Raw genomic sequence first — 18,185 nt, 5'->3', positions numbered from 1 at the left:
CGTGGAGTGCGTCCATACCCCATATTTTACCAGTGACCACCGACAGAACCCGAGGCATTTCACCTGGTCAGGTGGCATATTGACGCCATCTTTCGGGCTTGTCGGTGGCTCAGATACGCCACCCGTCTCAGGGCTTTGCCTCAAACTGATGGGGGCCGGCTCCCAACCCATTCCCGAAACAGACAGGGCTGGCCGCCGACCCGATAACCAGCCAATTTTTTTCTCGATCGTCGCCGGTGTCAAGGACCGCGAAGCGGCCGGCGCAGCCGGCGGCCGAAGGCCCGTCCTTTACTCCGGGGACGATCGAGAAGACCCTCAAGAAAGGGTCGGCGGCCAACGACCGCGGCAGCGAAGAAACACCACCCCGTCCAAGAACCCAGATCTCACCCCAGCCACAGACCCCTTACTCCTCCGCCCGACGGAACCTCAACGTCCGAACCTCAAACGCCCCCAGCCGAACCCGGATGACACCTCCATAGTCCGGGTCCTCGCCGAGCAGCTCGGTCATCGAGGAGGTGGTGCGGGCGACCTTGCGGATCGTCTCGCGCATCGGCCACAGCCAGGCGGAGTCGATGTGGGCGTGGCCGATCGCGGCGATCTGGTGGGCCGAGTCGTGCGCGGTCGCTTCGAGGGCCCCGGTGAGAGCCGAGCGAGCCGAAGCCGCCGTCTCGGGGATCCGTTGCAGGTCGACCCGGTCGAGGGCGTCGTCGATGGCCTGCAGGATCCGGAACTTGCGCGGCCCCTCGGGCAGCTCGACCTGCAGCTCGTGGAGGGTCTCCAGATCCAGGCAGAGCTCGAAGACGTCCCTCTCGAAGACGGCGAGCTCGATGCGCCGAGTGGTGTAGAGCTTCCGCGGCGACGAGGTCTCGATGTCGCCTTCCTGGGTGGGCAGGAAGGGGTGATAGTCAAGCAGCACCGGGTTGGCCGCAGCCTCCAGGAAGAGCTCGATCTCCTCCCCGCCCCTCGCCTCCTCGGCGACGAGCACCCACTGGTTGCGCGGGTTGAGGCTCTTGACCGGCTCGCCGTCGGGTGTGTAGACCAGCCCCTCGCACTGGAAGCCGGGCTTGTTCACGTCGAAGCCGAGGTCGCAGACCAGCTCCACGCGACGCCCGGCCCACTCAGCCGGGACGGTGCCGGTGATCCTGAACCAGGCGGTCCCCCAGGCCGGGCCCCAGTCGCTGCCGACCTCGAAGGGCTCGTAGGTCAGCGCGAGTCCTTCGGCCACAGCGATCGGCTCCCCGGGCAGCTCGTGCGACTCGACGCTCACGGGCGCCGAGGTGGTGTGGACCGCCGGCCACAGGCGCTCCTCGAGGACCCTGCTCACCCGGCCTTCGGTCAGGTGTACGTCGTCGTGCATCAGTGCCCGTCCTCGCTCGCTGGATTTCTCGGTTCAAGGTCGCCTCTGTCAACGAGGTACATATATTGCGCGGGTGGCAGCGATTCCGACACCCTCGACGACCGCTCCGTTGCGCTTCGGCGCCAACCACGTGCCCTCGTCCGGCTGGTTCTACTCCTGGCTCGACTTCGACGCCGACCAGATCGCCCGGGACTTCGACGACCTCGCCGGGCTCGGCCTCGACCACGTACGCATCTTCCCGGTCTGGCCATGGATCCAGCCCAACAGCTCGCTGATCCGGTCCTCGGCGGTCGACGACGTGCTCACCACCATCGACCTTGCCGCCGCCCGCGGGCTCGACGTCTGCGTCGACCTGGTCCAGGGCCATCTGTCCAGCTTCGACTTCCTGCCCTCATGGGTGCTCACCCACCATCAGCGATCGGTCTTCAGCCACCCCGAGGTGCGCGCGGGCCTGCGCACCTACGTCGACACCCTCGCGAGTGCGGTCGCCACCCGGGACAACGTCTTCGCGCTCACCCTCGGCAACGAGGTCAACAACCTGTGGCCCGCCAACCCGACCACCGTCGCCGACTCGCGCTCCTGGGCCCAGGAGCTCCTCGAGACCGCCCGCGAGGCGGCGCCGGATCTGCTATGCCTGCACTCGCTCTTCGACGACGCCTTCTATGCTCCCGACCACCCCTTCGGGCCTGCCGACGTCACCACGCTCGGCGACCTCAGCACCGTGCACTCCTGGGTCTTCAACGGAGTCGGCGCGATCGACGCGCCCCTGGGCCCGGCCACGCTCACGCACGCCGACTACCTGGTCGCGCTGGCCGCTGCGTACGCCGCGGAGCCGGGGCGCCCGGTCTGGCTCCAGGAGATCGGCGCTCCCCTGCCGGAGATCGGACCGGAGAGCGTGCGCGAGTTCGTCAGCGGCACCGTCGGCCACGTCGCGCGGAACCCGGCCCTGTTCGGCATCACCTGGTGGTGCTCCCACGACCTGGACCGATCGCTGGTCGACTTCCCCGATCGGGAGTACGACCTCGGTCTCTTCACCATCGACCACCGGCGCAAGCCCGTCGCCGAGGCGCTGGCCGCCGCGATCGCCGAGCACCGCGGCCCTCGCCCCGAGGCGGTCGCCCGACAGCGGATCGAGTGCCCCGTCGACCTCGTCCTCGAGCCCGAGCGCCGCGCCGAGGTCGCCCCCGGCAGCGACTTCCACCGCGCCTGGGTCGCAGCCCGGAGCGAGGGTCCGGTCGAGATCGTCGCGCCGAGGGCCTGAGCCGGCTCAGCGGGCCGAGTACGCCACCTGGCGGTCGGACGCCTGGCTGCGCTTCCACGTACGGAAGCTGTCCTCGTCGTTGCCACGGCGCCAGTAGCCGGAGATCGACAGGTCGCCGCGCGGCACCCCGCGCTCACGCAGCAGGTAAGGCCGGATCCGCTGCATCGTGACCTCGGCCTCGCCGTGCACGAACGCGTGCACCCGGCCCAGCAGCCAGGGCAAGCCGCGCACGACGACGTCCAGCGGCGGGTCGACGGTCGCATCCAGCCAACGCACCGCGACCCCGGCCGGGCTCGCGACCTGCTGGAGATGCTCCGCGGAGGGCACCTCGATCACGGCGTAGCCCACGGCGTCGGCCGGCAGCGCCGCCAGCGCCGCACGGATCGCGGGCAGACCGGACTCATCGCCGACGAGCAGGTGCCAGTCGGCCGCCGGGTCCGGAGCGTACGTCCCACCCGGCCCGCGCACGGTGAGCACGTCACCCGGGCCGGCGGTGGCCGCCCAGCGGCCCGCGACGCCCTCGTCGCCGTGGTGCACGAAGTCGACGGCCAGGGTCCCCTCGGAGACCGAGGGGTCCAGCGCGGTGTAGGTGCGGCAGACGGTCGAGCCGTCGCCGACCGGGATCTCCAGCCGCACGAACCGGTCGGTGCACACGCTGCCCTCGAACGCGGAGAGGTCCTCGGCGCGGAGATGGACGCGGGTCATGCCGGCGCTGAGACGCCGGGTCGAGGTGACCACGACCCGCGTCTCCGGCTTTGACTCCGGCTTCACCGCGCGAAACATGAGGGGAGCCTAACCTAAATTTCGAGAAATGCGGATGATGGCCCGCGGACTGCCCTAGAGTTTGCGCCGTGCTCTACTCCGCCGGGTTCGAGTTCGAATATGCCCTGGTGACGGAGTCACCCGACGTAGGCGCGGGCACGTTTCGCGACACGGGCAGCTTCCACGACTTCGTGGATCTCGACTTCGAAACCCTCCAACGCGCCCTTGCCGACGGCTCAGGAACCACCGACGAAGGCCTCGTCCGCGGTGACCTGGGGATCAAGAGCGGCTATTGGTACCTAGAGGGCGACGAGCGGTTCAGCGCCGACGGCACCTTCACGTCGATGCTGGTCAAGGGTGTGGAGATCCGCACGCCGATCTGCTCGAGCACCACCGAGGCCGCCGACCGGCTGGCCGATCTGCAGGACGACATCTCCAAGCGTCTCGAGCCCCTCGGCCTGCACCTGGGCATCGTCGGCTTCAACCCGGTCCGCGAGGCGTACGTCCTCGACCCGCCCCTCAACGAGTGGGAGCGGAAGATGCGGGCCGAGCATCGTGAGTACGACCACGCCGAGGTCTCCAACCTGAGCTACGGCCCCGACATCAACCTCTCCTTCCCCGGGCTCTCCGCGGAACAGGTCGTCGAGGTGACACGCCGGCTGACCTACTACAGCCCGTTCATGGTGCCGTTCAGCTTCAGCTCGCCCTTCCACGCCGGTGCCCGATGGCGCGGCCCCAGCAAACGCACCTATGAGCGCACCTGGCGACGGGTGGCGGCCCGCTGCTTCGTCGCCCCGCCCGCCGGAGCCGAACCCACCATGGTCCACCCGCCGCGGATCCCGCGTGAGGAGGGACGCATCGAGTTCAAGGCCTACGACGCCTTCCTCTCCCGCGACCTGCTGCTCGCCGGCGCGGCGCTGACGCTCGGCGTCTGCCTCGCCGACGACCTGCCCGGGCTGGCCGACAAACCCAGTCGTGACCTGCACCAACGCTCCGCAGTCGCCGCGTTCGCCGACCCCGAGATCGCTGCGGGCGCCCGCGACGTGCTCGCGGCCGCCCGCCGGGCGCTCGCCGGCGTGCCGGAGAGCGGTCACCTCGACTGTCTGGACCAGTTGCTGAGCGCGGGGCGCACCCCAGCCGATAGCCTTCTGGACGCATATTCGCGCACAGGCCTGATGTACCTCCCGGAAGGACTTCGTTGACTGATCTCCCCGCCGACCTGACCGCTGACCAACTCGTGACGGTGCCCGCAGAGGCCGATGTCGCGATCTGTGGAGCAGGCCCGATCGGCGCCGCGACAGCCTATTTCCTGGCGCAGATGTCACCGGAGCTGCGGGTCGTGGTGCTCAGCGACGATCCCGACGACGACCCCGACCACGCCTCCACCTACCGCTACTCGGGCGGCAGCATCCGGTGGACCTGGGCCGACCCGGTCAAGCGCGAGATGACCGCCGAGACCGCCTCGTTCGTCCAGGGCCTGCTCGCCGAGGGCGTCGACCTGGCCGCGATCGAGAACACCTACCACCTGCTCCACACCGGCGAGCACATCCCTGCGCTCAACATCTCCGCGACCCGGCTCGTCTCCCACCTGCTGGAACGGGCCACCGACGCCGGGGCACAGGTCGTCCCCGGCGCGGTCGTCGAAGGCGTACGTGCTGACGGGTCGGGCCACCTGGTCGACACCGCCCGCGGCACGATCCGTGCGGAGCGGGTCCTGTTCGCGCTGGGCGCCGCCAACGCCCGCCTCTTCCCGCAGACCGAGGCCGAGCTCGAGAAGCGGCAGCTCTTCGTGCTCGACCTGCCCGTCCCTCCCGAGCGGGAGCGGATGCCGCACACGATCGTGCCGGTCGGCGACGGCTTCGGCTACGCCTTCGTGAAGTCGGTCGACGGGCACCTGCGGGTGCTGGTCGGCCAGGAGGACATCGTCGACGACGACGACCTCAGCGGCCCCGTCGACCACTGGGAGACCCTCCTGGAGTGTGGCCTCGCGACCGCGCTCCCCTGGCTTCGCGACGCCAAGGTCGAGCAGATCCTGTGGGGTGTCGACGTGGCCCAGAAGAAGCTGGTCCTCGACGAGCCGGCGCCCGGCCTGCTCCTGGCCGGATGTGGCAGCTCGGTCCGCTCCTCGGCCTGGCTGGGACGTACGCTCGCCGAGCGCCTCGCGGCCTAGGGGGTCCAGCCCTCGAGCTCGGCCCGGGTCGGCGGGTTGGCACCGGCGCGCGAGACGGTGACCGCCGCCGCCCGGACGCCGTGGGCGAGCACCTCGCGCCGGTCGCGCTCGAAGTCGTCCCAGAGCGCGTCGACGAGGCCCGCGGAGAAGGTGTCGCCGGCGCCGATGGTGTCCACCACCGTCACCTTCTCGGCCTCGACGTCGATCCGTCCCTCGCCGGTGATCCAGCTGGCACCGTCGCCACCGCGGGTCACCGCGACCGCACCAGCACCGAGCTCGAGCAGCCGCGCGGCAGCCTTGTCGAGCCCGACGCCGGGGTAGAGCGTCTCCAGGTCCTCGTCGCTGGCCTTGACCACATCGGCGTACGCCGCCGCGCGCTCGATCCGCGCGACGATCTCCTGGCCGGTTCCGGTCAGCGTGGGCCGCATGTTGATGTCGTAGAGGACCCGGGTGGAGTCGGGGAGCCCGTCGAGCAGGTCGAAGACCGTCTCGGCACCGGGTGAGAGCACCGGCGCGAGCGAACCGATGTGCACGAACCGCGGCGTCCCCACCGAGACCTCGCCGAGCTTCCACTCCAGGTCGAAGACGTACGTCGCCGACCCGTCGGCCGTGATGGTGGCCTGCGCCGTCGAGGTGCGGGCCAGCACGTGCGGGTCGCATGCCATCCGGACCCCGGAGCCGGCCAGGTGGGCGGCCAGCGCCTGCCCACGGGCGTCGTCGGCGTAGGAGGCCGCATAGCGCACCGGACGGCCGAGCCGGCCCAGCGCGACCGCGACGTTGGCGCCGCTGCCGCCCGGATGGTCCTGGGTCACGCCGTCGGACGTGGTGACCACGTCAACCAGTGCCTCACCTACCACCAATACGTCGGCAACGGCATTGTCACGATCCAGGCTGGTCACGGCGGCAGAGTAGCAACTCGGCGTACGAAGGAATTTTCTGGGTTGACCAGCAGAAACCGCCTACTGTCCAGTAACCCACCGCGGGTGCGCAACCGCTCTCGACCGCGTGCGACCATTGAGGATGTGACCGAAGAATCCACCGAGACGACTGGTGGTCCGCAGGGCCCGACCCCCGCCCAGCCGACCGTTATCCACGAGGGTCTACCGACCCAGCTTCCGGACATCGATCCCGAAGAGACCAGTGAGTGGCTCGGCTCGTTCGACGCGATGCTCGAGTCGAGCGGACGCGAGCGAGCCCGCTACGTCATGCTGCGCCTTCTGGAGCGCGCCCGCGAACAGTCCGTCGGCGTCCCCGCACTGCGAAGCACCGACTACATCAACACCATCCCCTCCGACCGCGAGCCGTGGTTCCCGGGCGATGAGGACATCGAGCGACGCATCCGGGCCTTCATCCGCTGGAACGCCGCCGTGATGGTCTCCTCCGCCAACCGCAAGGGCCTCGAGGTGGGCGGCCACATCGCCACCTACCAGTCCTCCGCGAGCCTCTACGAGGTCGGCTTCAACCACTTCTTCCGCGGCAAGGACCACCCCGGCGGCGGCGACCAGGTCTTCATCCAGGGCCACGCCTCCCCCGGGATCTACGCGCGAGCGTTCCTCGAGGGCCGGCTCAGCGAGGAGCAGCTCTTCCGCTTCCGCCAGGAGGTGCAGCACGGGGTCGGCCAGGGCATCTCCTCCTACCCGCACCCGCGCCTGATGCCGGACTTCTGGGAGTTCCCGACGGTCTCGATGGGCCTGACCGGGATCAACTCGATCTACCAGGCTCGGTTCAACCGCTACCTGCAGAACCGCGGCATCAAGGACACCTCCGACCAGCGCGTGTGGGCCTTCCTCGGCGACGGCGAGATGGGTGAGCCCGAGTCGCTCGGCGCCATCCGGGTCGCCGCCCGCGAAGAGCTCGACAACCTGGTCTGGGTGGTCAACTGCAACCTGCAGCAGCTCGACGGTCCGGTGACCGGCAACGGCAAGGTCATCCAGGAGCTGGAGTCCAACTTCCGCGGTGCCGGCTGGAACGTCATCAAGGTCATCTGGGGCCGCGAGTGGGACCAGCTGCTCGCCAAGGACGTCGACGGCGTCCTGGTTAACAAGATGAACTCCACCCCCGACGGCCAGTTCCAGACCTACTCGGTCGAGACCGGTGCCTACGTCCGGGAGAACTTCTTCGGCTCCGACCCGCGCCTGCGCAAGATGGTCGAGCAGATGAGCGACGAGCAGATCCGCAAGCTCCCCCGCGGCGGCCACGACTACCGCAAGGTCTACGCGGCCTTCGACGCGGCCACCAAGACCGTCGGGCAGCCGACCGTCATCCTCGCCCACACCATCAAGGGCTGGACGATCGACGCTCTGGAGGGCAAGAACGCCACCCACCAGATGAAGAAGCTGACCATGGCGGACCTGAAGAAGTTCCGCGACCGTCTGCTCCTGCCGATCTCCGACAAGGAGCTCGAGGCGACCTACGAGCAGACCGGCGCGGCGCCGTTCTTCAACCCGGGTCCGGAGTCGGCCGAGATCGAATACATGATGGAGCGCCGCAAGCAGCTCGGCGGCCCGCTCCCCCAGCGCCGGGTCGAGTTCAAGCCGCTCACCCTGCCGGGCGAGAAGGTCTACGCCGAGCTCAAGCAGGGCTCCGGCAAGAACAAGATCGCCTCCACGATGGCCACCGTCCGGCTCCTCAAGGACTGGATGCGTGACCCGGAGATCGGCAAGCGCATCGTGCCGATCGCACCCGACGAGTACCGCACCTTCGGCATGGACGCGATGTTCCCCAGCGCGAAGGTCTACAACCCCGGCGGCCAGCAGTACGAGTCGGTCGACCGGAAGTTGTTGCTCTCCTACAAGGAGTCCGCGCAGGGCCAGCTCCTGCACGAGGGCATCTCCGAGGCGGGGGCGCTGGCTTCGGCGACCGCTGCCGGCACGGCGTACGCAACCCACGGCGAGCCGATGATCCCGTTCTACATCTTCTACTCGATGTTCGGGTTCCAGCGCACCGGTGACTCGATCTGGGCGATGGCCGACATGATGGGCCGCGGCTTCCTGGTCGGCGCCACCGCCGGTCGCACCACGCTGACCGGTGAGGGTCTCCAGCACGCCGACGGTCACTCCCCGCTGCTGGCGGCGACCAACCCGGCGGTCGTGCACTACGACCCCGCGTTCGCCTACGAGGTCTCCCACATCATGCAGAGCGGCCTCGAGCGGATGTACGGCTCGACCGAGGAGCACCCCCACGGCGAGAACGTCATCTTCTACCTGACCGTCTACAACGAGCCGGTCAGCCAGCCCAAGGAGCCCGACGACGTCGACCTCGAGGGCATCCTGAAGGGCATCCACCAGGTCTCGACCGCTGAGGGCGAGGGTCCGAAGGTCCGCCTGCTGGCCTCCGGCGTCGGCTTCCCGTGGGTCGAGGAGGCTGCCCGCATCCTCGAGGAGGACTGGGGTGTCAAGGCCGACACCTGGTCGGTCACCTCGTGGAACGAGCTCGCCCGCGACGCCATCGACGCCGAGCAGTGGAGCCTCAACCACCCCGGTGAGACCCCGCGCACGCCGTACGTCACCGAGAAGCTCTCGGCGTCCAACGGCCCCGTCATCGCGGTCTCCGACTACATGCGGGCCGTCCCGCTGCAGATTGCCCGCTGGGTGCCCGACGACTATCGCGTCCTCGGTGCCGACGGGTTCGGCTTCGCCGACACCCGCCCGGCCGCGCGTCGCTTCTTCCAGATCGACGCCCAGTCCGTCGTCGTCCAGGCCCTCCAGGCCCTGGCCGAGGCCGGCGAGATCGACGCCGCACTGGTGAAGAAGGCCTTCGACACCTACCGCATCGACGACCCGACGGCGACGAAGGGCATCATGCAGGAGGGCGGAGACGCCTGAGCGTCTGTTCGTCAGGTCGGGGGCTCGGAGCGAGAAGTTCCGGGCCCCCGGCCGCATCTCCAGGTGGAAGGATCAGCAGTGTGACCAATCAGGCGAGCGTCGACACACGTCGACGGACGGCAACAGCGCTGCGGCGCGCGACCGGCCGGCTGGCGACAGCCGCCACGTCGCGGATGGACGACGCGATGCCGTGGTTCAAGGACCTCTCCGCGAAGAACCGCTCCCTCGTCGGCCTGATCGTCCAGGCCGGCATCAAGGAGTTCGTCGGCTGGTACGGCGGCGGCGCCTCCGCCGACACCGCCAAGCCCGACCTGGCCGCGTCGATGTTCGGCGTCGCACCCCGTGCGCTGACCGGCATTATCACGCTCCAGCAGACCGTGGACCTCGTCCGCCTCTCCATCGAGGTGGTCGAGGCCAACATCGACCACCTCCTCGGCCCCGAGGACGCCGCCGACGTCCACGAGGCGATCGGCCGCTACGCCCGTGAGGTCGCCTTCGCCACGGCCGAGGTCTACGCCCGCGCCGCCGAGCAGCGCGGCGCCTGGGACGCCCGGCTCGAGGCGCTCGTGGTCGATGCGGTCCTGCGTGCCGAGACCGACGAGGTCGTCCTCTCCCGGGCCAGCGCGCTGGGCTGGGACGCCGACCTGCCGTTGTGCGCGGTGCTGGGTCATGCCCCGGACGGCGTCCGCCTCGACGTCGCCATGGAGGAGGTACGCCGCCGCGGCCGCGCCCACGACCTGCACACACTCTGCGCGGTCCAGGGTGACCGCCTCGTCGCCCTGCTCGGCGGCATCGAGGACCCGTTGGAGGCCGCGGAGCGCATCGCCGACCTGTTCGCGGACGGGCCGGTCGTGGTCGGACCGATGGCGGCCGGGCTCGCCACCGCCGCCGAGTCCGCCCGGGCCGCGCTCTCCGCCTACCGGGCCGCACCCGGCTGGCCCGACGCGCCTCGCCCGGCACGCAGCCAGTCGTTCCTGCCCGAGCGTGCCCTGGCCGGCGACGCCTGGGCCCACCGCTACCTGATCGAGCATCTCTACCAACCGCTGGTGGAGGCCCGCAGCACCCTGATCGAGACGCTGGCTGCGTACTTCGCCGCCGGAGGTGGCCTCGAGGCCACCGGTCGCACGCTGTTCGTGCACCCCAACACCGTGCGCTACCGGCTCAAGCAGGTCGCGGAGCTCACCGGGTTCCTCCCGACCGACCCGCGCGACGCTCTCGCCCTGCAGGTCGCCCTGATTCTCGGCCGGCAACAGGACCATTAACCCTGGCAGCGACGCAAGTTGTAGAACCCCTACAAGATTGCGTGACAGATATTCGTCGCCGCTGAAGGTGATCCGACACCCCTCCAGACGGGACCATCGTTCCGTGCTCGTCATTGTCGCCCCAGGACAAGGTGCTCAGACACCAGGATTCCTCACCCCGTGGCTGGAGGACCCCGCTTTCGCCGCTCGTATGGAGTGGCTCTCAACCGTCGCAGGCATCGACCTGATCGACTACGGCACCAATGCCGACGCAGAGACCATCCGCGCCACCGAGATCGCCCAGCCGCTGCTGGTCGCCACCGGTCTGGTCGCGGCGCTCGAGCTGTTCCCGCAGCCCGCGGACGCCTTCGGAAAGATCGGTGCCGTCGCCGGCCACAGCGTCGGTGAGATCACCGCCGCCGCCGGCGCGCGCGCGATCAGCGCCGAGCAGGCGATGGTCCTCGTTCGCGAGCGGGGCAAGGCCATGGCCGAGGCCGCCGCCAAGACGCCGACCGGCATGACCGCGGTCCTGGGCGGCGTTCGCGAGGAGGTGCTGGCCGCGATCGAGAAGCACGGCCTCACTCCCGCCAACGACAACGGCCCCGGCCAGATCGTCGCCGCAGGCACCCTCGAGCAGCTCGAGGCCTTCGCCTCCGACCCGCCTGCCAAGGCCCGGCTGATGCCGCTCAGCGTCGCCGGCGCCTTCCACACCAAGCACATGGAGCCTGCGGTCGGCCACCTCTCCCGGCTGGCCCAGAGCGTCTCGACCCACGACCCGCGTACGCGCCTGATCAGCAACAAGGACGGCCAGATCGTCCACGACGGCGCCAAGGCACTGGACCGGATCGTCGGTCAGATCGCCAACCCGGTGCGCTGGGACCTCTGCCTCGACACCATGTCCGACATCGGCGTGACCGGCATCTTGGAGATGCCGCCGGCCGGCACCCTGACCGGGATCGCCAAGCGTGCCCTCAAGGGGGTCGAGACCTTCGCGCTGAAGACTCCCGACCAGCTCGAGGACGCCCGCGCGTTCGTCGAGAAGCATGGTGAGGCCAACCCGATCGAGACCACGCCGACCTGGCGCATGGTCGTCTCCCCGTCCAAGGGCACCTTCAAGCTCTCCGAGACCGTGTCCGGGATCGACGTGATCCCGGCCGGCGCCGAGATCGGCGCCATCGCCAGCCTCCGCGACACGATCGCGATCACCTCGGCCCACGGCGGCGAGGTCATCGAATGGCTCGTCGAGGACGGCGACCTCGTTTCCCCCGGTCAGCCGCTGCTGCGTCTGCACCCGACAGGAGTCCAACACTCGTGATCTCAGCCCCGACAGGTTCCCCGCACGCCCGCATCCTCGGCGTAGGCGGCTACCGCCCGACCCGGGTGGTCCCCAACAGCGAGATCGTCGACCTCATCGACTCCTCCGACGAGTGGATCCGCACCCGTTCCGGCATCACCGAGCGTCGCTGGGCGGGCGAGGAGGAGACCGTTCAGATGATGTCGGTCGCCGCCTCCCGCAAGGCGCTCGAGCACGCCAAGATCGACATCGACCAGATCGACTGCGTCATCGTCGCCACCGTCAGCCACCTGCGCCAGACCCCCGCGGTCGCCGCGCTGATCGCCGACGAGCTCGGCGCCGACCACCCGGCCGCCTTCGACGTCTCTGCGGCCTGCGCCGGCTTCTGCCACGGCATCGCGATGGCCAGCGACTTCGTACGCGGCGGCAGCGCCCGCCACGTACTCGTCATCGGTGTCGAGCGCCTCTCCGACATCACCAACCCGCACGACCGTGGCACCGCCTTCATCTTCGCCGACGGTGCGGGCGCCGCTGTCGTGGGCCCGAGCGAGGAGCCTGGGATCGGTCCGGTCGTGTGGGGTTCCTCGGGCGACAAGGCCGACCACATCCAGACCCCCGACTGGTTCGAGGCGAACGAGGCCAAGGAGACTCCCTGGCTGACGATGCTGGGCAACCCCGTCTTCCGCTGGGCCTCCTACGCCATGGCCAAGGTCGGCCAGGAGGCGCTCGACAAGGCCGGCATCACGGCCGACGAGCTCGACTGCTTCGTCCCGCACCAGGCCAACATGCGCATCGTCGACGCCCTGGCCCGCTCCATGAAGCTTCCGGAGTCGGTCAAGATCGCCCGCGACATCGCCACCATGGGCAACACCTCGGCCGCCTCGGTCCCACTTGCCCTCGAGCGGATGATCGAGGAGGGTCAGGCTGAGTCGGGCGACACCGCCCTGCTCATCGCGTTCGGCGCCGGACTGGTCTATGCGGCCCAGGTCGTCGTCGTTCCGTAGTCCGCACCACCCCAGAGTTTCACCACACAAAAAATCCGAGAGGAAGCACCACACATGGCCACCACCGAAGAGATCCGCTCCGACCTCGCCGAGATCGTCAACGAGGTCGCCGGCATCGATGTCGCCGACGTTCAGCTCGACAAGTCCTTCGTCGACGACCTCGACGTCGACTCGCTGTCCATGGTCGAGGTCGTCGTCGCTGCCGAGGAGAAGTTCGGCGTATCCATCCCCGACGACCAGGTCAAGAACCTCAAGACCGTTGGCGACGCGGTGAGCTTCATCGAGAAGGCTTCCGCGAACGCCTGACGCGCCCCGGCGGCTCGGCCAACCCTCCCAGGCCGAGCCGCCGGACCTGCATCACCTGACCCAACGCGCCAACACCTCACACGGAGACCACATGAGCAGCCGCACCCGAGTCGTCGTCACCGGATTGGGCACCACCAACCCGGTCGGCGGAGATGTCCCCACCACCTGGGATGCCTTGATCGCCGGCCGCTCCGGCATCCGCGAGCTCACCGAGGAGTGGGCCCAGGACCTTCCCGTACGCATCGCCGGCCGTGTCGCCGTCGAGCCGTCCGAGGTCCTGGAGAGGGTCAAGGCCCGACGCCTGGACCGCTCCGCGCAGTTCGCCGTGGTCGCCGCGGCCGAGGCGTGGAAGGACGCCGGCTTCGAGGGCACCGCGACCGAGGCCGGCCTCGACGGTGAGCGCCTCGGTGTCGCCGTCGCCACCGGCATCGGCGGCGTCACCACCCTGCTCGACAACTACGACACACTTCTGGCCAAGGGGCCGCGCCGGGTCAGCCCGCTGGCCGTCCCGATGCTGATGGCCAACGCCTCGGCTGCCAACATCTCGTTGATCTACGGCGCCCGCGCCGCGGCTCAGACCCCGATCTCCGCCTGTGCGTCCGGCTCCGAGGCGATCGCCCTGGCCGCTGACCAGATCCGCCTGGGCCGCGCCGACGTCGTGCTCGCCGGTGGCACCGAGGCAGCGATCCACCCACTGCCGATGGCCGCGTTCGCCAACATGATGGCGCTGTCCAAGACCGCCTCCGGCCCCGACGGTGGCGACCCGACCGCGGTCAGCCGCCCCTGGGACACCGGCCGCGACGGCTTCGTCCTCGGTGAGGGTGCCGGCATCGTCGTGCTCGAGACGCTCGAGCACGCCCAGGCCCGCGGCGCCCGGATCTACGCCGAGGTCCTCGGGGCCGGTGTGACCGCCGACGCCCACGACATCGCCCAGCCCGACCCCGAGGGTCGTGGCGGCAGCCGTGCCATCAAGCGCGCGCTCGAGGACGGCGACATCGACCCGAGCACCATCGCCCACGTCAACGCCCACGCGACCTCGACCCCGCAGGGCGACATCGCCGAGGGCCTGATGCTCCACGCCACCCTCGGCAACCACGTCGAGAACGTCGTGGTCACCTCGACCAAGTCGATGACCGGCCACCTGCTCGGAGGTGCCGGAGCCCTCGAGACCGTCGCGACCGTCCTGGCGATCCACCACCGCCAGTCGCCGCCGACGATCAACCTCGACAACCTCGACCCCGCGGTCGAGCTCGACATCGCCACCAAGACGCGCGACCTGCCAGTCGGCGACATCGCGGCTCTCAACAACTCCTTCGGTTTCGGTGGCGCCAACGTCGCGGTCGTCTACGGAAGCATCTGATGACCATCACCGCCCCCGCGCCTGCGCCCGCGAGGAAGCAGAATCTCCCTCGCGACCAGGACCCCCGTTACCCGCTGACCCGCCTCAGCGCGCTCTTCGACGAGGGCACCGTCGAGCTCATCTCCCCCGACGACGATTCCGGCATGCTGGCCGCCGTCGGCGAGGTGGACGGCACCCGGGCGGTCGCCTTCTGCTCGGACGCCACCGTCATGGGCGGCGCGATGGGCGACCTCGGCTGCCGTGTGGTCGTCGACGCCTACCACCGCGCTATGACCGACGGCATCCCGATCATCGGCCTGTGGCACTCCGGCGGAGCCCGGCTCGCCGAGGGCGTACTCTCCCTGCACGCGGTCGGCCGCATCTTCCACGCGATGACGCAGGCCAGCGGCAAGATCCCGCAGATCTCGGTCGTCCTCGGCCCGGCCGCCGGCGGCGCTGCCTACGGCCCGGCCCTCACCGACGTCGTCATCCTCGGCCCCGAGGGCCGCATCTTCGTGACCGGCCCCGACGTCGTACGCTCCGTCACCGGTGAGGACGTCGACATGCTGCGCCTCGGTGGTCCCGAGCCGCACGGACGCCGCTCCGGAGTCGTGCACATCCTCACCGAGTCGGAGCGTGAGGCGCTCGACAAGGCCCGCACGGTCACCTCCCTCCTCGGCTCGCAGGGCGGCCTCGACGTCGCCGCGGTCGAGGACAAGGACCTCGCCGAGCAGCTGCCCGAGTCGAAGAAGCGCGCCTACGACGTGCACCCGCTGGTCGAGAACATCCTCGACGAGGGCACCACCCAGGAGCTGCACGCTCGCTGGGCCCCGAACATCGTCACCGCGCTGGGCCGTTTCGGCGGCCGCACCGTCGGTGTCGTCGCCAACAACCCGCTGCGGCTCGGCGGCTGCCTCGACTCCCTCTCCGCGGAGAAGGCCTCCCGGTTCGTACGCCTCTGCGACGCCCTCGGCGTCCCGCTGATCGTCGTCGTCGACGTCCCTGGATACCTGCCCGGCGTCGGCCAGGAGTGGGACGGGGTCGTCCGCCGTGGCGCCAAGCTCCTGCACGCCTTCGGGGAGTGTGTCGTCCCCCGGGTCACGCTGGTGACCCGCAAGACCTATGGCGGCGCCTACATCGCCATGAACGCCCGCTCCCTCGGCGCGACCAAGGTCTTCGCGTGGCCGGGAGCGGAGGTCGCGGTCATGGGCCCGGTCGCCGCGATCCGCATCTTGCACCGCCGCAAGCTCGCCGAGGTCGCTCCCGACCTCCGTCCTCAGGTCGAGGCGGAGCTCGCGGCCGAGCACGAGCGTCTCGCCGGCGGTGTCGACAAGGCTGTCGAGATCGGTGTTGTGGACGAAGTCATCGAGCCGTCGGCGACCCGCGGGGCGATCGCGGCCGCCTTCGAGGAAGCGATCCAGACCGTCGGTGTACGCCGCGGTGCTCACGGCAACATCCCACTCTGACCGACACCGGTCAGACACAGACCGAGGCCCCGGAGCTCACGCTCCGGGGCCTCGGTCTTGGTCGGCCGTGCTCCGCGGCCGACAGGGTCGCTCAGACGACCTGGTGCAGCCAGCGCACGGGGGCGCCCTCCCCCGCGTGGCGGAACGTCTCCAGCTCGTCGTCCCACGGCTTGCCGAGAAGCTTGTCGACCTCGAGCTCGAGCGTCGTGTCACCGAGAGCGGCCTTGACGACCGCTGCCTTGAGCCGGTCCTCCGGGATCATGATGTCGCCGTGCATCCCGGTGACGGCGTGGAAGACGCCGAGGTCGGGGGTGAAGGAGTAGCGCGCACCCTCGGAAGTCGACGTGCCGTCCTCGGTGACCTCGAAGCGCAGGTGCGTCCATCCCTTCAGCGCCGAGGCGATCGCCGCTGCGGAACCGACCGCACCGGACCAGAAGAGCTCGGCTCGGTAGGTGCCGGCCTGGGCGGGCTGGGCCGTCCAGTCGAAGTTCACCGGCGCGCCTAGTACCCCCGCAACGGCCCATTCGATGTGCGGGCAGAGTGCGGAGGGAGCCGAATGCACGAACACAACGCCTCGTGCGATGCCACGCGAGGCGCTCGGGTCCTTGATCTGAGTGGTCACCGAATATCTCCTTAGTTGCGGCGCGAGCTACGCCTTCCCCAGCGGGCTCGATCTTGCGTGAAGGAAACACTTCGGTGGATCACAGGGATGTAGTTGTACTGCCCATTCTTACCTACCGGGCCCAGGATCTCCAGTATCGAAGCAAAACGGCCAGTGGCGACCGGCACGGATGGCGATCGCCACTGATGGTGTGTTCTGAGGGACCGTCAGTCCCTCTCCACCGTCTTCTCGAGAGCCTCTGCCCGCGCCGCGGCGTCGGTGATCTCCTCGGAGTCGATGGCGTAGGTGCGGTGGAACCAGGTCAGCGCGTCCTTGTCGCGACCCGCGTCCTGGAGCGTGTCCGCGTACGCGTAACGCAGCCGCACCACCCAGGACTCGCGGCTCTTGTTGTTGAGCGGCGACTGCTCGAGGATCCGCAGGGCCGCGTCGTACTGCCCCATGTCCCGACGTGCACCCGCTTCGACGATCGTCATCTCGGCCTTGGCCGGCGCCTCGAAGTTCGCGACCGAGGGGCTGTGTGCGAGCTTGATCGCCTGCTCGGGCTGGCCGAGCGCTCGGTGACAGTCCGCCATGATCGGCAGGTAGGCCGTCGCACCGTTCATCCGCTTGGCTGCGCGCAGCTCGGCGAGTGCCTCGGAGTAGTGGCCGGCAGCGTACGCAGCCTCGCCCAGTGCCTCACGGATCACAGCGATCCGCTGCGTACGCGACTTGGCAGCCTTGGCGTGCTGGTAGGCAAGCTCGGGGTCGGAGTCGATGAACATGTCGGCAGCGACCAGGTGGCGGGCGATCCGCGCCGCCAGCTTCTCGGGCAGGCCTCGCAGCTGAGCCGAGATCGCACGGTCCAGCTCCTTGCCAGTCACCTCCTCCGGCAGCTCCGGACCGTCGTAGGCCCGCTGGTCGGCCGTACGCTCCTCGCGCGGCTCGTCGAAGCGGCGCTGCGGCTTGCCCCCGGGCTTACCGCCGCGGTCCTTGGAGTAGCCGCCCTTGCGGTCGCTCCCGCCACCACGCTTCGGGCCGTCAGAGCGGCCGCCGGCACGAGGGCCGCCGCGGCCGGTCGACGGCTTACCGTCGCGACGCTCGTCGCCTCCGCGGCCGCCGTCACGGCGCTGCTCACCTCCGCGACCTCCGCCGCCATCACGACGGTCGCTGCTCCGACCGGCACCCGGGCGACCGCCACTCGGTCGACCAGCGCTCGGCTTGCCATCACCCGATCGGCCTCCACGGCCACCGGTGGATGAACCCGAACCAGAGCTCTTCGGACGCCCGGGGCGTCCGGCGGGTTTACCGCCTCTGTTGCTACGGCGCTCGTCAGCCATAGCTGCCATCCTCACTGCTGCGTACTGCAGCCGACTTCGAAAGATCCCCAGATCATTTCGCCAGTAGATCATTTCGTCAGTAAAAAGCAGTAGAGGCCGCCCCAAAGGGCGGCCTCTACCTGAAATTTTGTCCGGCGGCGTCCTACTCTCCCACAGCCTCTCGGTTGCAGTACCATCGGCGCTGAAGGGCTTGACTTCCGGGTTCGGGATGGGACCGGGTATT

Annotated in this window: 15 protein-coding genes and 1 rRNA gene; 10 read left to right on the top strand and 6 right to left on the bottom strand. The window is 69.6% G+C overall.

Features of this window, described 5'->3' with window-relative positions; all coding sequences use genetic code 11:
* Positions 1-403: 403 nt before the first annotated feature.
* Positions 404-1,357, bottom strand: coding sequence for a hypothetical protein (locus ABZ796_RS26600; RefSeq protein WP_357341093.1), 954 nt, complete (start codon positions 1,355-1,357; stop codon positions 404-406).
* A gap of 73 nt (positions 1,358-1,430) precedes the next feature.
* Here ABZ796_RS26600 and ABZ796_RS26595 point away from each other — a divergent pair, with 73 nt between their 5' ends.
* On the top strand, positions 1,431-2,618 hold the full coding sequence (locus ABZ796_RS26595) for a glycosyl hydrolase (protein ID WP_357341092.1): 1,188 nt from the start codon (positions 1,431-1,433) through the stop codon (positions 2,616-2,618).
* 6 nt (positions 2,619-2,624) lie between these two features.
* On the opposite strand, the gene ABZ796_RS26590 is transcribed toward ABZ796_RS26595, so the two are convergent.
* Positions 2,625-3,401, bottom strand: coding sequence for a siderophore-interacting protein (locus ABZ796_RS26590; protein ID WP_357341090.1), 777 nt, complete (start codon positions 3,399-3,401; stop codon positions 2,625-2,627).
* A gap of 68 nt (positions 3,402-3,469) precedes the next feature.
* Here ABZ796_RS26590 and ABZ796_RS26585 point away from each other — a divergent pair, with 68 nt between their 5' ends.
* On the top strand, positions 3,470-4,582 hold the full coding sequence (locus tag ABZ796_RS26585) for a glutamate-cysteine ligase family protein (protein WP_357341088.1): 1,113 nt from the start codon (positions 3,470-3,472) through the stop codon (positions 4,580-4,582).
* The gene (locus ABZ796_RS26580; protein WP_357341087.1) at positions 4,579-5,550 is read left to right on the top strand and encodes an FAD-dependent oxidoreductase; all 972 of its coding nucleotides are present in this window, start codon (positions 4,579-4,581) and stop codon (positions 5,548-5,550) included. Before ABZ796_RS26585 ends, ABZ796_RS26580 begins: the two co-directional genes overlap by 4 nt.
* On the opposite strand, the gene ABZ796_RS26575 is transcribed toward ABZ796_RS26580, so the two are convergent.
* A complete protein-coding gene (locus ABZ796_RS26575; protein WP_357341085.1) occupies positions 5,547-6,449 on the bottom strand; it encodes a carbohydrate kinase in 903 nt (300 codons plus the stop codon). The two genes, ABZ796_RS26580 and ABZ796_RS26575, sit on opposite strands and share 4 nt — an antisense overlap.
* A gap of 123 nt (positions 6,450-6,572) precedes the next feature.
* Here ABZ796_RS26575 and aceE point away from each other — a divergent pair, with 123 nt between their 5' ends.
* From aceE to ABZ796_RS26540, 7 genes are all read left to right on the top strand, one after another.
* A complete protein-coding gene (gene aceE, locus ABZ796_RS26570) occupies positions 6,573-9,374 on the top strand; it encodes a pyruvate dehydrogenase (acetyl-transferring), homodimeric type (protein ID WP_357341083.1) in 2,802 nt (933 codons plus the stop codon).
* Between the two features lie 80 nt (positions 9,375-9,454).
* Positions 9,455-10,636 (top strand): helix-turn-helix domain-containing protein, encoded by a 1,182-nt coding sequence (locus ABZ796_RS26565; protein ID WP_357341082.1) that lies wholly within the window; start codon positions 9,455-9,457, stop codon positions 10,634-10,636.
* A gap of 103 nt (positions 10,637-10,739) precedes the next feature.
* Entirely contained in the window at positions 10,740-11,930 is a 1,191-nt protein-coding gene (locus ABZ796_RS26560; RefSeq protein WP_357341080.1) for an acyltransferase domain-containing protein, read from the top strand.
* Complete coding sequence (locus ABZ796_RS26555; RefSeq protein ID WP_357341078.1) at positions 11,927-12,913, top strand: beta-ketoacyl-ACP synthase III; 987 nt, start codon at positions 11,927-11,929, stop codon at positions 12,911-12,913. The genes ABZ796_RS26560 and ABZ796_RS26555 overlap by 4 nt, the downstream gene beginning before the upstream one ends.
* 54 nt (positions 12,914-12,967) lie before the next feature.
* Entirely contained in the window at positions 12,968-13,219 is a 252-nt protein-coding gene (locus tag ABZ796_RS26550; RefSeq protein WP_357341076.1) for an acyl carrier protein, read from the top strand.
* Positions 13,220-13,310: 91 nt separating this feature from the next.
* Positions 13,311-14,579, top strand: a complete 1,269-nt coding sequence (locus ABZ796_RS26545) for a beta-ketoacyl-[acyl-carrier-protein] synthase II (protein ID WP_357341074.1) — start codon at positions 13,311-13,313, stop codon at positions 14,577-14,579.
* Complete coding sequence (locus tag ABZ796_RS26540; protein ID WP_357341073.1) at positions 14,579-16,024, top strand: carboxyl transferase domain-containing protein; 1,446 nt, start codon at positions 14,579-14,581, stop codon at positions 16,022-16,024. The genes ABZ796_RS26545 and ABZ796_RS26540 overlap by 1 nt, the downstream gene beginning before the upstream one ends.
* Positions 16,025-16,115: 91 nt before the next feature.
* Here ABZ796_RS26540 and ABZ796_RS26535 read toward each other — a convergent pair whose 3' ends face one another.
* From ABZ796_RS26535 to rrf, 3 genes are all read right to left on the bottom strand, one after another.
* Complete coding sequence (locus ABZ796_RS26535) at positions 16,116-16,607, bottom strand: DUF3145 domain-containing protein (RefSeq protein WP_201451419.1); 492 nt, start codon at positions 16,605-16,607, stop codon at positions 16,116-16,118.
* A 245-nt stretch (positions 16,608-16,852) separates the two neighbouring features.
* Positions 16,853-17,962 (bottom strand): tetratricopeptide repeat protein, encoded by a 1,110-nt coding sequence (locus ABZ796_RS26530; protein ID WP_357341072.1) that lies wholly within the window; start codon positions 17,960-17,962, stop codon positions 16,853-16,855.
* Between the two features lie 129 nt (positions 17,963-18,091).
* Positions 18,092-18,185: ribosomal RNA gene (gene rrf / locus ABZ796_RS26525) — 5S ribosomal RNA — on the bottom strand; the annotation flags it as partial.

Origin of the sequence: Nocardioides sp. NPDC047086 (genome assembly GCF_040643685.1) — a bacterium.
In the GTDB taxonomy this organism is placed as follows: domain Bacteria; phylum Actinomycetota; class Actinomycetes; order Propionibacteriales; family Nocardioidaceae; genus Nocardioides.
The sequence above is the reverse complement of the archived record's forward strand: the minus strand, read 5'-3'. Positions and strand labels throughout refer to the sequence as shown.

Coding starts and splice junctions, on each gene's coding strand:
- ABZ796_RS26600 (WP_357341093.1), bottom strand. CDS start 1,357: ATGCACGACGACGTACACCTGACCGAAGGCCGGGTGAGCAGGGTCCTC.
- ABZ796_RS26590 (WP_357341090.1), bottom strand. CDS start 3,401: ATGTTTCGCGCGGTGAAGCCGGAGTCAAAGCCGGAGACGCGGGTCGTG.
- ABZ796_RS26540 (WP_357341073.1), top strand. CDS start 14,579: ATGACCATCACCGCCCCCGCGCCTGCGCCCGCGAGGAAGCAGAATCTC.
- ABZ796_RS26545 (WP_357341074.1), top strand. CDS start 13,311: ATGAGCAGCCGCACCCGAGTCGTCGTCACCGGATTGGGCACCACCAAC.
- ABZ796_RS26550 (WP_357341076.1), top strand. CDS start 12,968: ATGGCCACCACCGAAGAGATCCGCTCCGACCTCGCCGAGATCGTCAAC.
- ABZ796_RS26530 (WP_357341072.1), bottom strand. CDS start 17,962: ATGGCTGACGAGCGCCGTAGCAACAGAGGCGGTAAACCCGCCGGACGC.